Consider the following 15,156-nt stretch of genomic DNA (forward strand, 5'->3'; position numbering starts at 1 on the left):
GTCCTCGCGAACAATGACGGAAGCAAGCTGGTCCATTCATGGCACCCCTAAAGAAAGAAGAATCGCTGGAGGCCAAAATCCGTCAGGATCAGCTTGCTGACCTGAGGGCCGGGCTCTTCGTGTCGATGCCGATAAGCGCGATCCTGTCAGGCCTGATTTGCGGGGTGCAGGCCCTTTCTGGCGGCGGCTTTGCCGCTGCAAGCTGGTTCCTGGTCGTCAATGCGCTAAATGCCGCCCGGCTTGCACTCGCCCGTTTTCAGCTAAAAGAAACGGGGCGCCATCAGGATTTGCTTGGCGTTTTGCCGCGCCTTCGCATGTTTGGCGTCCTTGCCCTTCTGGCAGGGTTTGCCTGGTCCTTCCCGGCCGTGCTGACTGTTGGATACACAACACCTCAAGCACCGATGCATCTGGTCATACTGGCGGGCATTTCAGCTGGTGCGGTTACATATGGCAGCTCGTATGCCGCCGCGGCGACCAGCTTCATCACACCTCCACTCCTCATCACGGTGGCGTGCCTTTTGGCGAAAGGCAATTTTGAACGCTACATTCTGGCTTTCACCGTTCTGCTCTTCATGGGCGGCTTGGTCCGAGCTTCGTTTGTTGGGCAGGCGCGCTTCCGCGAAGCAAGCCGCCTGAGACATGAGGCAGAGCGACTTGCGTCGGAAATGGAGCGCAACTCCAGGGAGGACCATTTGACCGCCCTTCTCAACAGGCGGGGCCTTGAACACGCCATCGGTCGGTTCAAGACCGCGGATGGCCCCTTCGTGGCAATGCTGATTGATCTGGACGGCTTTAAATCTGTCAACGACACCTACGGTCACAGGACCGGTGATGAACTGCTTGTCATGATCGCCCGCCGCATAGAGCAGGAAGCACCGGAAGGCTCAACGCTAGCTCGTATTGGCGGCGATGAATTCGTGCTGGTTTTTCCCTCAACGAGAGCTTCGCTTTCTGCCAGTGATCTCGCCTCCAATATCATAGCCAAAATTGCTCGTCCCTATATCGGGGTCGCGTCCGTGCGCGTCGGGGCATCTATAGGGATATACTTGGCGCAGACGTCGAGCCTGACTGAAATGCTGTTGCGGGCCGATATCGCCCTTTATACGGCCAAGCGCCATGGCAGGAACGAATTTTGCCTGTTCGATGCCGAACTCGACCGGGAACTCCAACGCCGCCAGTCCATCGAACGGGACCTTCATTCGGCGATAAAGACGGGAAGATTGCAACCTTGGTTCCAGCCGATCGTGAAACTCGACACCGAGGCCGTGGTCGGTTTTGAAGCCTTGCTGAGATGGTCCCATCCGACACATGGTGCCATCTCTCCACCCGAAATCATCACAGCCGCACGCGAAACCGGAATGCTTCAGCTGCTGACGCAAACCGTATTCGCCGACTGTTGTGCTTTTATCGACGGCTTGGTGAAAGCTGACTGTCGTAACATTAGTGTGGCGATGAATGTTTCCCCGCGCGAACTGGAAGCCGGCGATATCGACGACATGGTTCTGGATGGTCTGGCCGCAAGAGGCCTGCCTGCGACGATGTTCGAAATCGAGATTACCGAAGAATCGCCGGTGGATCCGGACAGAGTGGATGAAAAGCTCGGACGGCTTTCGCATGCCGGTATTTCCATCGCGCTCGACGACTTCGGCACCGGCTTTTCTACCTTGGCTTCTCTCAAGGACCGTCGGATACGCAAGGTGAAAATAGACCAAGGCTTCATTCGCGGCTTGGCCAAGTCCCGAGAGGACCGACTGCTTGTCAAATCCGTCATCGAACTCGGTGACATGCTCGGGATCGAGGTCATGGCCGAGGGCGTCGAAACAGAGGCGGATCGGCAAACCCTGCACAAGCTTGGTTGCCGAACCGCCCAAGGCTTCCTCTTCTCCAAGGCTGTGCCTTTGATGCAAGCACTGGAAATGGCAGTCAAACAGTACGCGAACCAGTTGTGACCGCTCCCGCAGCGCCCGCTGTCGCGGCCGTGCGCTGCCGAATTTGGCTACAGAGACTTGCCTACTCGAAACACGTGGCATTGGGCGCTGTGCATCAGCCGGCGAACAGTTCCTTGTAGCCGGTCGTCACCATCCAGTTCGCACGGTCGATATGGCTGCGAAGAGCTTTGCGGGCGCGGACCGGGTCAATGGACGGGTCGATGCCGAGGATGCGCTCGGCCATCTCCTTTTCGCTGGCATTCTCGGCGCAGGCATCCAGGATCCGCAGGTAGATCGTGAAATGCTCCCTGTCGTAGCTCGTGAGGTTCTCCGACCAGGGGACTTCATCGCTCAAACTTGAGCTTCGAGTCTCATCTGTTCCCATTGGTCCATTCATGCCTGCGAACCTCGCCTGTGAGCGCAGGCAGTATATCCCAAAATGGGATAATCCGAAACCGGGATTAGTCGCTGATCCGGTCTTTACCCGACCGGTTCGCCTCCATGCCCAAATCCCTTCGATCGCCCCGCCACCAGCGGTTCCTGGCCCGGCTGGTTTTGCTGCGCAAGGCCAAAGGCCTGACCCAGAAGCAGCTGGCTGACAAGCTTGGTCGTCCCCAATCCTTCGTGGCCAAGTACGAGGGCGCAGAGCGGCGTCTCGATGTCATCGAGTTTCTCGACATAACTGCGGCCCTTGACGCTGATCCGTGCGAGATTCTCTCCAGCCTCCGGTCCTAGCGGGCGCGCCGCATCTATCATGATCACGGACAGGAATATTGAGTGGGACAACGCCTCAATTTGTTGAAAGGCGAGCGCTGGTTTCGGAGGAAGCCGCGCGCACGGCGCCGATGCCTTTTGGTTCTCGACGTAACTGCGGCGCCTGACCATGTGCGAAAAAACTTGGCGGGCGCCCGCGCGCCTGACGACGCGCACCAGGTGCTCGTGAACCGAGCCCGCTTTTCTTCGGCAAGCTCAGGCGGTCTCGGCCATTCGGCTTCGCCCCTTGGCGTGGGCAGCCCTTCGGGCTGTGACGGCCGCCGCCCTTGCGGGCGGCGCGGTTTGTCTGTTGGCCTTTCCCGGTGGCGCGGGGCGGGCGGCACTCCCTTCTAGACCCGCCGCGGCAGCCCGCAACCCTTCGCGTGCCGCTCAGGGTCCTCCTCTTCGTTCCGGTCCTTCGGATGCGGTCCGCCTACCACGGCGGGCCTTTCCGGTCGCGACTCGCCGCCCACCCCGCTTCCGGGGAAAGGCGCGGCGATTGGCGAGCGGAGGATAACACATGCGTGCAAACAGCAAGCGTACCACCAGCGGAGAGGCTGGCGCAGGCAAGGGCAGGCGCCCAGGCGCAAGCCTCTATCAGGAGATCACCGACCGCATCATTGCCGAGCTGGAGCGCGGCACCGTGCCATGGGTCAAGCCATGGGGCAGCGCAAAAGCAGGCCTCGGCCTGCCGAGGAATGCGTCCACGGGGCGCACCTATTCCGGCATCAATATCCTCATCCTGTGGGGCGCCGTCATCGAGCGCAGCTATCCCAGCCAGAATTGGCTGACCTTCCGGCAGGCGCTTGCCCTGGGCGGCAATGTCAGGAAGGGCGAGCGCGGCACGACGATCGTGCATGCCGACCGCTTTGTCCCAAAGAACGAGAAGGAGCGCGCACGCCACGAGGGCGATGCACCACAGGCCGTGCCTTTTCTGAAGCGCTTTACCGTCTTCAATGTCGCGCAATGCGACAATCTTCCGGAACACCTCCATGCCCCTGCCGAGCCGCTGCCACAGTGCGAGATCGTGCCGCAGGCCGAGACGCTCATTCTCGCCAGCGGTGCGGATTTCAGGGTCGGCGGCGATCGCGCTTTCTACATGCCGTGCAGCGACCACATTCAGGTGCCGCCGCAGCCAGCGTTCCATCAGCAGATCGACTATTACCGGACCTGCTTTCACGAGCTAGGCCACTGGACCGGCCACCCGACGCGGCTTGCTCGCGACCTCTCCGGCTCGTTCGGCTCCAAGGCCTACGCGCGTGAAGAATTGGTCGCCGAAATCACTGCCGCCTTCGTCTGCAGCAATCTCGGCATCGAGCCGACCGTGCGTCACGCCGATTACATCGGCTCATGGCTGAAGGTGCTGCGCGAGGACAACCGCGCTATATTCCGTGCCGCCAGCCTAGCTTCAAAGGCCGCTGATTTCCTGTTTGGCCTTCCGGCCGATGCGGAAGGCGAGGCGCAAGAAGGGATTGCGGCATGACGATGCGCGATCCTCAACTGACCGCGACCGAGCCGACGCCGCAAAGGAGCAGACGCTCATTCCCGGCGTCCAGCCGATCACCACGCGGGCAAACCCTCCTGATGGACGCGCCGATGTGTCCGCGCGCGGCGCAAAGCTGCTCGAGGTCGGTCTCTAATGGGGAGGCGGATCAGAGGAAGGTCCGGTGAACCTTTCTCCCGCCGGACGCAAGAAGTCAACGCGACCCGTTCTGACAAGGAGTCTTTCCATGATCCTGATCACCAATCCACTGCGCGCACGACTGCTCGCCCATGGCGCCGCCGGCGCCGACATCGACCATTTTCCCGTTGTGAAACTGTTTGATCCGACAGGTGCCGCGACCTCGCTTCTGAGCGAACTCGACGCCGATGGCGACACGCTGTTCGGTCTTTGCGATCTCGGCTTCGGCTTCCCCGAACTTGGCAGCGTCAGTCTGGCCGAGCTTGCATCCGTAAAAGGGCCGCTTGGCCTCGGCATAGAGCGCGACCTGCATTTCCAGGCGCGCTTTCCGATCTCCGTCCATGCCGAAGCCGCCCGCATTTTGCGGCCACGTCACCGAGGCCGAGCGACTGCTGCGGCAGGCAGCAGACGCCCTATCAAAGCCCCATTCCGAGCTTCCGCCCGACACGGCGGAACAGCAGCGCCGATAGGCGCAAAAACCGTCCCGCCGCGGCGGCCTTCGGCCTCCGCGGCGGGGACAACCCGGCAGGCGGCGCTATTTCGCCGCGAAATCGCTTGCCGACGAGCGCGGTGAAGGCGATCCCTTGCCCTGCGCCATCATGGAGGACGGTGACGACGCCGATGCGCTGGAAGCTTCTCTGATCGAAAACCTCGCCCGCCTCGATCCTGACGAAGTATGGCAATGGGAGACGTTTCGCGGCTTGTCAGGCAAGGCCGCACCGTTCTCGACATCGCTGTGACCTTCGGCATCACTGATCTCAAGGTCAAACGCATTCTGGCGCTTGGCGACCTCTTGCCCAAAATCCGCGAAGCCTATCCGCGCGAGGAGATCGACACCGAGCCGGTGCGCCATCTCACCATGTCTTCCAAGGCGCAGCAGAAGGACTGGCTGGCACTCTGTGCCGATCCCGATCAATACGCGCCGCGTGGCTATCAATTGAAGCAATGGCTGTTCGGCGGCCAGTCGATTTCCACCAAGGTGGCACTGTTTGCCATCGAGGAGTATCCCGGCCTGATCACCTCGGACCTGTTCGGCGAGGACAGCTATTTCGCCGATGCCGACCTGTTCTGGCAAAAGCAGAACGAAGCGATTGCCACCAAACGCGACACCTATCTCAACGAGGGCTGGAGCGAGGTTGTGCGCTGGAACCGGGCCAGTATTTCCACGCATGGGACCACGAGAAGACCCCGAAGAAGAAGGGCGGCAAGATCATCATCACTGTCTCGCATCGCGGTGAGGTCGAGTGTCACGAGGGCTGGCTGTCACGCAAAGGAAGCCCGCCGCGCCCGCGAGGGCGGCGAGCAAGAAGAAACAGCCGCCAAGCTGCCGCGCCCCGAAGTCACCGGCCCGATGCACAACTATATCGATCTGCATCGCCATGCCGCCGTGCGCGCGGCCATGCTCGACCATCCCGCCGTGGCGCTGCGCCTCGTGGTGGCGCACGCCATCACCGGTTCGGGCCTGTGGCAGGTGCGGCCTGAGCCGCAGCGCGCAGCCAACGAGACGGTGACTGCCAGCCTTGCCGGCTGCAAGGCTGAAGCCGCATTCGGCAAAAAGCGGCGCGAGGTATTGGCCCTGCTCGGATCACCGGATGAGGATAGCTTGGTCGCCGGCGGCAATGGCGACGCCGTTGCTATCGCCGGCGTGTTCGCGCGCCTCTTGGCGCTCTGCGACGACGATGTCATGCGCGTTCTCACCCTTGTCATGGCCGAGACGCTTGCAGCCGGCAGCGCCGTCGTCGAGGCGCTCGGCAACCACCTGAACGTCGACATTGGCATATGGTGGCAACCGGACGATGCCTTCTTCGACCTCTTGCGCGACAAGGAAATCGCCAATTCGATGCTGGCCGACGTCGGCGGTAAGCTGGTCGCGGACGGCAATGTCGCCGAGAAGGTCAAGACGCAAAAGAACATCATCCGCGACTTCCTGGCGGGCGAGAATGGCCGCCCCTGGGTCGAGACCTGGCTGCCGCGCTGGATGAAATTCCCGGCCGAAAGCTGCTACACCAGCCGCAGCGGCTCCGCACCGCCGATCAGTGGACACAAGTGCAGCCGCTGTTCGTGCGCGAATAGTCGATCAGGGCCCGAGCGGCGGTTCTCTCGATTACCGCCGCTCAGGTCGCGCGCGCCGCTACGGGCCACGCCGGCTGCCGATTGGGCGTCTTGTCGAGCCAGTGCCGCGCGCGAGAAATTCCGACGCCAGTTCGCCCCATTTCGGCAGCCCCGCACCGCGCCGGGTTGCTTGCTGAGGCGCCAAAGGCCCATCGGGCCAATTGTCCGATCCGGTTGCCGACAGAGCCCGCGCAGCCGGCGCTCTGCATTGCGGCCGGCTTCTTGTGTCACCGATCGCGCCACCTGTCTCCATTGTGTCTCGGGGACCATTTCCTGCGGCTGGCTTGTCGACCTATGGGCGGATCAGGCCCGCCCGAAACCCTCGCCGGCAGCTTTTTTCCCCGCCGCCTGCGGCGGCTTCCTCGCGCCGCTTCGCTTCAAAAAAGCTGCCCGCGCGGGTCCTCCGCTATCGCTGCGGCCGTCCCGGTTCCGGCGGTCCGGACGCGCCCATCACGGTCCGCCATAGCAGGGGAATGGTCCCTTGCGAGCACCAAGAGGAGACTGGAAATGACCGCGATCGGATACGTCACCAAACAGGAAAACGGCGGCTACAAGGGCCAGCTCAAGACGCTCAGCGTCCGCGCCGACATCGATATCGTGCCCAATCAGGCAAAGAGCGCCGACACCCATCCCGACTTCCGGGTGCTGACGCAAGGGGTCGAAGTGGGTGCGGGCTGGATCCGCACCGGCGAGACCTCCGGCAAGGACTATGTGAGCCTGTCGATTGCCGCCCCCGAGTTTGGCCCCCGCAAGCTCTACGCCAATCTCGGCCGCGCCGCCGGCCAGGATGACGACGACACTTACGCCATCATCTGGAACCCGGTCGACTAACCGGCCGATCCGGAAAGCCCCGCGCCGCCACCGGCGCGGGGTCCTCTCTCAGGACCCGTGAGGCCGCCGAAGGGGGCGGCGAAAACTCGCCCCCCACTCTTCGCCCGTCCCCAAAACGATCTCGCTCGCCGATCCTCGCCTTCGCTTGTCCGTAGCGAAACGAGGATCATCATGGACGACGAAAACGAACGCGCAGCCCGCGCCAAGAAGGGCAGTCCGTTTCTCAATACCGCGCAAGCGGCCTTCTATATCGGGCTGTCCCAGCGCACGCTGGAGAAGATGCGCCTCAAAGGCGGCGGCCCGCAATTCCGCAAGCACGGCCGCTATGTCCGCTATCACATCGACGAACTCGACGATTGGTCGAAGGGGCACGCGCAGGAGACCGGGCCCGAGGACGGCGGGCACGATTCCGGCTCGGCCGGCGAGGGAGGCCGCTCATGAGCCGGCGTCCCACCATCCATCTGATCGGCAGCCATCTGCGGCGCATTCGGGCGCGCAAGACGATCGCCATGGCCACGATGGGCCTTGCCCTGATCGGCTTCGCCGCCTTCGGCAAACCATCGCCCTGGCTGGTCTGGAACGCCTCGGCGAGTGCGCCGGTCGGCCTCTATCGCGTCGCGTCCGGATCGCCGGCTCTTGGTGATCTCGTACTCGTCCGCCCGCCAAAACCGGTCGTCGATCTGGCCGCCGAACGCTTCTATCTGCCCAGCAACGTGCCGCTGGTCAAGCACCTTGCCGCGCTGGCTGGCGAGCACGTCTGCGCCTTCGGCGACGCCATCATCATCGGCGGCGAGATTGTCGCGCGCCGGCTTGCAACCGACACGCAGCACCGTCCGCTGCCTTCGTGGAATGCCTGCCGAAAGCTCGCCGCTGCCGAGGTTTTCCTACTCGGCAGCGACGAAAATCGCTCGTTCGACAGCCGCTATTTCGGGCCGGTGCCGACCGAAAATATCATCGGGAGGCTCGTGCCGCTATGGACCGAGTGACCCTCCTGATGCTGGGCATGGTGTCTCTCGCACCATGCTCCTGTTCCGCGGCGACCAACACGAAGCCGGTCGTCATCTCCCATAGTCCGCAGCTTGCAAGATGGCAGCCCTTCGTAGCCGAAGCAAGCCGGCGTTTCAGCATTCCACAGACTTGGATTTATGCCGTCATGGATGCCGAAAGCCGGGGGCAGACAAGGCTCAATGGACGGCCGGTCACGTCGAGCGCCGGTGCCATTGGCCTGATGCAGGTGATGCCAGGCACCTACGAGGAGTTGCGCGCAGAGCTTGGCCTGGGAGCCGCCCCGCACGACCCTCGCGACAACATTCTGGCAGGCACTGCCTATCTGCGCGCCATGTATGACCGCTTCGGATTTCCAGGCCTGTTTGCAGCCTATAACGCCGGGCCGGAGCGCTACGAACAGCATTTGCAGCGTGGGCGGCCACTGCCCAGCGAGACGGTTTCGTATCTGGAAGAGGTCAAGGCGGCGGGCATTTCGGCCGCTGATATGGACGCGCTCACCGACAAATCCCGTTCCAAAAGCGCGCCGGGAATCCCTTCCGGGCAGTCGCTGTTTTTCCTCCGAAACGGTGTTTCCGTGACCGGCCCGAATGGCCAACTCCTGGTGCCGCTCGGATCGGAGCGAGCAAGGTCAGGCCGGCCGGATCGCAGGTGAGGGCAGCGGCTACCGCGGTTCGGGCGGGGGGGCAGGGAGGCAGGTCCGCGGAAGGCAAGATAAAGGCATCGCCTCCTGAGGCGGCGAAGTGTTTGTCTGCACATCGTTTTCCCGGGAGGTTGCCTGCGGGTCCAGGAGGGTCTGGCGCGCAAGCCTCTGATTTTGCTGCTGGTTCATCGGAGGCCGCATGCAGGATGACGAATTCACGCCGAGGCTCGGCAAAATTGGCTCGCGCGGCTCGAAGGCGGGCAAACGCTACGCTGGCCAGGTCCAGGCCGCGGTCAACCGAGCAGGCGGCAGGAGCGGACGCGGCAGCCGCTTCATCGGAAGCCGGGTGGGGCGCGGCGGGGCTGCTGCCGCCGTTCTTAGAGCACGCGACCGCCACGCGGCCTTTCGGCAGCGGCGCGCAGTCGTCAAGGCACGCATCGTCAAGCTGGCCGGCAAGGGAGTCGACGGAGCACGTGCGCACCTCCGCTACCTCCAGCGCGACGGCGTCACCCGGGAAGGCGAGCGTGGCGAGCTCTACGCTGCCGACAAAGACCACGCGGACGGCAGGGCCTTTCTCGATCGCGCGAACGGTGACCGTCATCAGTTCCGCTTCATCGTCGCCCCTGAAGACGGTATCGAGTATGATGACCTGAAGCTGCTCACCCGGCGCCTCATGGCGCAAATGGAAGAAGACCTCGGCACCAGGCTAGACTGGGTGGCCGTCGACCATTTCAACACCGGCCATCCTCACACCCACATCATCGTGCGCGGCAGGGACGATCACGGCGAAAACCTCGTCATCGCGCGGGACTACATCTCCTCTGGCCTGCGCGAGCGCGCAGCCGAACTGGTTAGCCTCGACCTTGGCCCGCGCACCGACCGCGAGATCGAGCAGCGCTTGCGCCAGGAGATGGAGCAGGAACGCTTCACCAGCATCGACCGGCAGCTGATGCGCATGCGCGACGAGGGGCATGTCTCACCAGCCAGCCGAGACACCTTTCGCCAGACGCTGCACCAGGGCCGCCTGCGCAAGCTCGAGCGGATGGGCCTTGCCGAGGAGATGCCTTCGGGTCGCTGGCGCCTGGAGGATGAGCTCGAAGCCACGCTACGCCGCATCGGCGAGCGCGGCGACATTGTCAAGACCATCCATCGCGAGCTGACCGGCAAGGGGCTCGTCCGCAGTGCCGCCGACTATCTTATCCACGATCGATCCGACGGGTCGGCCCAAACCGTGGTCGGACGTGTCGTCGGGCGCGGGCTGGCCGACGAAATCACTGACCGCCATTACCTCGTCGTCGACGGCGTGGACGGCAAAAGCCACTATTTTGATATCGGCAAAGGCGAGGCCACCCAACCGACACCAGAAGGCTGCATAGTGCGGATCAGGCCGAGGGACACCGGGCCAAGAAAAGTCGACCGCACAATTGCCGGCATCGCCACGGTCAACGACGGGCGCTACAGCATCGATATCCATCTCAAGCATGACCCCTCGGCCACCGAACGCTTTGCCGAAACGCACGTGCGGCGACTGGAGGCGATCCGCCGTGCGACCGGTGGCGTCGAGCGCGAGCCGGACGGCACATGGACAGTCGCGCCCGACCATCTCAACCGCGTCGCGGATTACGAGCGTCAACGAGCGAGGGCCCAGCCTGTTGTCGTCGAAAAGCTCTCATCAATGCCGCTGGAGAGCCAAGTAGGCTTTGACGGCGCCACCTGGATCGACCAGGAGCTGGTATCAGCCCACCCTGAGTCCTTGCGCGACTCTGGCTTCGGTCGAGAAGTACGTCAGGTCCAGGCCCGCCGACAGCAGTGGCTGATCGCGCAAGGTCTTGCCCATGATGCGCAGGATCGGGTCATCTATCGCGCCAACATGCTTTCAATGCTGCGCCAACGAGAGCTGAACCGTGTTGCCAGTCAGCTCTCGGACGAACTCGGGCTCTCGTATTCTGAAGCGCAGCATGGCAATCGAATAGACGGTACGCTGCGCGGCTGCGTCGAGCTCGCCGGCGGAAAATACGCTGTCATCGAGAAATCGCGCGAGTTCACGCTGGTGCCCTGGCGGCCGGTGCTTGAGCATCATATCGGCAAGGAGGTGTCTGGCGTGGCGCGCGCCGAGGGGATTTCCTGGACGATCGGACGGCAGAGGAGCGGGCCTGGCGTTTCGTGAACTGGCTACAATTTATTTGTCCACGTTGAAACAGGTACTCAGCCCAGACGGAGTTCCTCCGCCTGCTGCTTGCTCGCAGCATTCATTTGGCGGAGAGTCAGTGTTCTGCATTTTGTAGTTCGCTCTGTCAAAAAGCGCTGGGAATATGCATCATGTTCTGCGTTGACACGGAAGCCGGGCCGGGCCGACAGGTGCCGCCCTGTGGTTGCGGATCGGCTCCCGATGGCTGCCAGCTAGAAAGGTGGGCTGACTCGTGATAGCGCAAGGGGCTATGGCGGCCGCGGTACGGCGAAGCGAGCTCTGGCATCGAGGATGAAGCCGCACTTCCCGATCTTATTCTACTCGCAGGACCGGCAGACGCGGCGGTCGCCCCTGCGGGTGCTGTTGGCCCTGGCGTGAACTGGCAGTCCGTCCCGCGGGGACTTTGTAACGGAGAAAAGTCGCTGCGATGGCCCGGGTGACGATGCGGTCAGCGACCATGCCAGACGAGATCGGCAGCTTTCTGCCGCGGCACGGCGCCGGAGCCATAAGGCCGCCGCGACATCGGGTCTGGCGCACCTTCGGATGTTGGCTGGCCGCGGTTTACTTCGAGCAGCGCCGGGTGGGTCATGCGGTGCCGCTACTGGGCACCGAGGCAGCTTTGGGCATGAGACCCGTTCAATCGCGCCGGCCACGTCGGTCATCGCGACATCTGGAGTCGAGGCCAGGTCAGACCGGGAAAAAAACCTGCTCGTCGCGCGGGAGCCCCGGGTTGCGCCGTCGATCCTTCCGCCCAACTCAGCGCCGCGCGACCAGCAATAGCCCCTTGCCCCGAAACTGACGCCAAGCCGACGGACCGCTCTGCGCATACCGATGCCGTCCGCGCCGTCGTCGGCGGAAACCAGCGAGCCGTGGACCTCACACAATCTGAGCCGCTGGTGACGATGTGCATCGCCTACTTCCATCCGCACTCCTATCGACGAACTCGCCCGCTGCCCGCGGTGATGCAAACCCGTGGATGAATATTTCGCCGAAGCCGCAGTGGGGGCTCAGCCTCGACGATTTTTTTGCCTTGCCCCGGCGGGCGGCGCAACCGAGCATCGAGACAAAAAACGGGAAAGGGAGGGCACCAGCCCGTTAGAGCCGTGGCCATGATGATGTGGGGACGATCTCCTGGAAGAAATGTGGAGATCGACGCTCTCCTGACGCGCTCATCGAAGATTTTAGGCCGCGCCGACGTGGCTGCTTGAGCGATAACACTCACTCCGGAGGCCCCAGTGCGGCTCCTTGGCCAAGCTGCTCGGCACGCCGTGAGTGTGCTTTCTTGTTTGGGGAAGGGAGACTTACGTCTACAACAATCTCGTTTCGATCTACGATGGAGAGTCGGCGAGACAAGTGTTGCTGATGTTCATTGGCTCCGTAGCAACTTCTGCAGTCACAATGCAGCTTATGTTCCTATGCTGGAGAGTTGGCCATTCAACTCGCGTAGCTCGCTTTGTTGCGGTGGAGCTTGGTCAGAGCACACTGCTGCTTTACCTGCTTCAGGGCGCCGTGTTTCGCTTCATGGATCTAATAGGGTTCGGAGAGCTTTGGGATCTCCCGAGCAGAATCGGGTTCGCCACTTTGCTTGGTGCCGCGATCGTTGTCTCCGCTTGACAATTCGCAGGATTGCGCGTGACCACGGATGGTTGTCGCGCGGCTACGCTTAATATGTGACGACGCTTGCGCCTTGTAGGCAATTGTTGCGGCCGCCCACGGCCGACATGAACGTGCTTGGCCGCACGTTTTCTAAGTGAGGCGGAAAGAGGCGCGCGGCCCCTCTCCCCAGCAACCCGCCTTGCGGATTCCTCCTCCGCCCGCTTCGCAGACGGGGATACCCTCCGCCCCCTTGCTATTCGTTGCCCGCCGCTATGCAAAGGACAGGCGACCTGAATCCGTGCTCAAGCCGATCTGGCGGCAGAGGGGGGCGGGCTGAACATGGGACCCGTGATTGACATAATTGCCGCGCGAATCCTCATGCTCGCCTAACCGGCCGGAACGATTTGCAATCCGGGCAGGCTCGACAAATTAAGGAGTAGCTCGTTCCGTGTCCAAGCCCAGACAAGTCTTGGTTTTCTCACGGGCGCGATACAAAAGGCACAGGCTGGACTTGGCTGCCGGGGGCGGGGCTTGTCGACCGCTCGATTGAAAGTGAGATGCGAGGCGGAGAATCACCCATGTGCAGAGCGGCAAGGCGCTCGCCTACCTCCCTGTCATTCACCGTTAGCCGATGGTTTAGACGAAGATAGTCCGTCCATGTCGGCGTGCGGAATGTCTCGGTCCAAAGCGTCGACTTCTGAAGGTCGCGCTGGAGGGTCCAGTCCCGCGCACCGGCGCGGCTCTGAACGCGCCGCCTTTCGCGCATGCAACTCAGAAATTCATCGATACTCTCCTCGGGTATCGAGTACTCCACCTTGATCACGATCGGACCGCTCCTGGGCTTCAAAGGGAGGGCCAGTTCTGGTGGCCTGAAGTCGACGGCCGCTTGATCCGATTCCTCCCATAGCCGCACTGGCAATAGCTTTCCCACAGCCGCGACCAGCAACAGTGCCGCTGCAGCACCTTCCAAAGCCCACGTCAGCGAATAGTACTGCGCGACAGCACCCCAGATCCAGCTGCCCGCTGCCATGCCGCCGTAGGTCAGGGCGTAATAGATGGACAGGGTCCGACCAACGACCCACCTTGGGCTTGCCAACTGCACACACACGTCGGTTCCGGTCCAGGTGACAACCCAGCCAGCGCCACCGATTGCAAGCGCGATCGCCGCCACAGCCACCGACGATGTGAGGGCCATCAAAAGGCAACACGTTGCGCAAGCAACGGATGCGAGCGTGATCAATCGGTTCTGGGACGTAATGCGTCTCAAGTAGCTGCTGCCAATGCCGGCTATGAAGGCGCCTGTGCCGAAGCCAGCCAATAGCACCCCGTAAACAATTGGCCCTCCCGCCAGCTGGTCGCGAACCAGGAGGGGGAGCAGAGCAAGGATCGAGATGCTTGACAGCCCGAATAGGGTTGCACGCACAATCGCCACTCTGATCTCGGAGGATATTGCCGTGAATCGCATGCCATCATGAATGGCCGTAGTCATCCGCTCGCGCGGAAGAGGCGAAAAGCGAACTTGCCACTTTGAGCGCAGAACAGCGCTCAACGGGACCAGGTCACTCAGCGCAGCGAGGGCGAAAGCCGTAAGGGGGCCTAGCAAAGCTAAGATTACACCGCCCAGCGCCGGTCCTATGCTCCGAACCACGTTGTAGCCCACCGACATCAGCGTCACTGCGGCGGGTATGTCGCGCTTTTCCAGGATATCGCCTACCGACGCGTGCCATGCTGGATCGTTCAAGGCAAAGCCGCATCCGGCCAAGAAACTCAGTCCCAGGATCAGCCATGGACTAACAAAGCCCAGTCCCACAGCGAGTGCCAGCGCCGTGGATGCCAGTGCGATAAGGCAGTGTCCGGCAAGCATCACGCCGCGGCGGCTGAAGCTGTCTGCAATGGCTCCAGCAAGGATCGACAAGAAGAACGCGGGCAGTGTCGATGCAGCCTGTACGAGCGCAACCATTAGATCGGAGGCTGAAATCGTCGCCATGAGCCAGCTTATAGCCACGCTCTGCACCAGCCAGCCAAGGCTGGATATCTGCGTGGCTGTCCAGATAGAACGAAAGACCGGGTTGTGAAGAGGGATCAGTGTGTTTGCCGCAAAGCGCGGAGGATCTTGACGCCGCATCACTTCTCTCCTCCACTGGGTGTCGTTCTTCCGCTCATTTGCTTACAGCGGTGCGCTCTGTGCACAGACTGCGTCACAACGAAGTTCCGAAATCGCGCTCGCAACAGGGACAATGTGACATCCATGGTGCTGATGCGCCTTGAGGTACCAACCTGGCCGTTAGCTGATGGGTCCCGCAGCCCGCTGGGTGCGGTCAGTTCTGCCCTGCGACTCTTGGCTTTGGACGGTGCTAGCGCCCCGATGGCCGGCTTGTCAAACTGCCGTAGTGCCAGCACATCCATCCCATCTGTTGAC

Annotated in this window: 12 protein-coding genes and 2 pseudogenes; 12 read left to right on the top strand and 2 right to left on the bottom strand. The window is 62.4% G+C overall.

Going from position 1 to position 15,156, the window contains the following annotated elements; translation table 11 throughout:
* The first annotated feature begins 38 nt into the window (after nt 1-38).
* The gene (locus NKJ64_RS23200; protein ID WP_352463423.1) at nt 39-1,949 is read left to right on the top strand and encodes a putative bifunctional diguanylate cyclase/phosphodiesterase; all 1,911 of its coding nucleotides are present in this window, start codon (nt 39-41) and stop codon (nt 1,947-1,949) included.
* Between the two features lie 94 nt (nt 1,950-2,043).
* Here the strand turns inward: NKJ64_RS23200 and NKJ64_RS23205 are convergent, their stop codons facing one another.
* On the bottom strand, nt 2,044-2,325 hold the full coding sequence (locus NKJ64_RS23205) for a DNA -binding domain-containing protein (protein ID WP_081731646.1): 282 nt from the start codon (nt 2,323-2,325) through the stop codon (nt 2,044-2,046).
* A gap of 104 nt (nt 2,326-2,429) precedes the next feature.
* On the opposite strand from NKJ64_RS23205, the gene NKJ64_RS23210 reads away from it, so the two are divergent.
* The 11 genes and pseudogenes from NKJ64_RS23210 to NKJ64_RS23260 form a co-directional block, all read left to right on the top strand.
* Nucleotides 2,430-2,663, top strand: a complete 234-nt coding sequence (locus tag NKJ64_RS23210) for a helix-turn-helix domain-containing protein (RefSeq protein WP_023708050.1) — start codon at nt 2,430-2,432, stop codon at nt 2,661-2,663.
* Nucleotides 2,664-3,201: 538 nt separating this feature from the next.
* A complete protein-coding gene (locus tag NKJ64_RS23215; protein ID WP_023697813.1) occupies nt 3,202-4,164 on the top strand; it encodes an ArdC family protein in 963 nt (320 codons plus the stop codon).
* 247 nt (nt 4,165-4,411) lie between these two features.
* Nucleotides 4,412-4,832 (top strand): annotated as a pseudogene (locus tag NKJ64_RS23220) (DUF2958 domain-containing protein).
* Nucleotides 4,833-4,946: 114 nt separating this feature from the next.
* Nucleotides 4,947-5,102 (top strand): hypothetical protein, encoded by a 156-nt coding sequence (locus NKJ64_RS23225; RefSeq protein WP_245263156.1) that lies wholly within the window; start codon nt 4,947-4,949, stop codon nt 5,100-5,102.
* On the top strand, nt 5,045-6,940 hold the full coding sequence (locus NKJ64_RS23230; protein ID WP_352463424.1) for a hypothetical protein: 1,896 nt from the start codon (nt 5,045-5,047) through the stop codon (nt 6,938-6,940). The genes NKJ64_RS23225 and NKJ64_RS23230 overlap by 58 nt, the downstream gene beginning before the upstream one ends.
* A 41-nt stretch (nt 6,941-6,981) precedes the next feature.
* On the top strand, nt 6,982-7,305 hold the full coding sequence (locus NKJ64_RS23235; RefSeq protein ID WP_023672372.1) for a DUF736 domain-containing protein: 324 nt from the start codon (nt 6,982-6,984) through the stop codon (nt 7,303-7,305).
* Between the two features lie 171 nt (nt 7,306-7,476).
* A complete protein-coding gene (locus NKJ64_RS23240) occupies nt 7,477-7,746 on the top strand; it encodes a helix-turn-helix transcriptional regulator (protein ID WP_023672373.1) in 270 nt (89 codons plus the stop codon).
* The gene (locus NKJ64_RS23245; RefSeq protein WP_023685538.1) at nt 7,743-8,291 is read left to right on the top strand and encodes a S26 family signal peptidase; all 549 of its coding nucleotides are present in this window, start codon (nt 7,743-7,745) and stop codon (nt 8,289-8,291) included. The genes NKJ64_RS23240 and NKJ64_RS23245 overlap by 4 nt, the downstream gene beginning before the upstream one ends.
* Before the next feature lie 17 nt (nt 8,292-8,308).
* A complete protein-coding gene (locus NKJ64_RS23250) occupies nt 8,309-8,965 on the top strand; it encodes a lytic transglycosylase domain-containing protein (protein WP_348626517.1) in 657 nt (218 codons plus the stop codon).
* Between the two features lie 187 nt (nt 8,966-9,152).
* A complete protein-coding gene (gene rlxS / locus NKJ64_RS23255) occupies nt 9,153-11,120 on the top strand; it encodes a relaxase/mobilization nuclease RlxS (RefSeq protein ID WP_023685536.1) in 1,968 nt (655 codons plus the stop codon).
* A gap of 1,293 nt (nt 11,121-12,413) precedes the next feature.
* Nucleotides 12,414-12,808 (top strand): annotated as a pseudogene (locus NKJ64_RS23260) (nodulation factor fucose acetyltransferase NolL); the annotation flags it as partial.
* 407 nt (nt 12,809-13,215) lie between these two features.
* Here the strand turns inward: NKJ64_RS23260 and NKJ64_RS23265 are convergent.
* On the bottom strand, nt 13,216-14,862 hold the full coding sequence (locus NKJ64_RS23265) for an MFS transporter (protein WP_023704122.1): 1,647 nt from the start codon (nt 14,860-14,862) through the stop codon (nt 13,216-13,218).
* Between the last annotated feature and the right edge of the window lie 294 nt (nt 14,863-15,156).

The sequence above is a fragment of the Mesorhizobium sp. M0062 genome (genome assembly GCF_040323125.1).
Classification (GTDB): domain Bacteria; phylum Pseudomonadota; class Alphaproteobacteria; order Rhizobiales; family Rhizobiaceae; genus Mesorhizobium.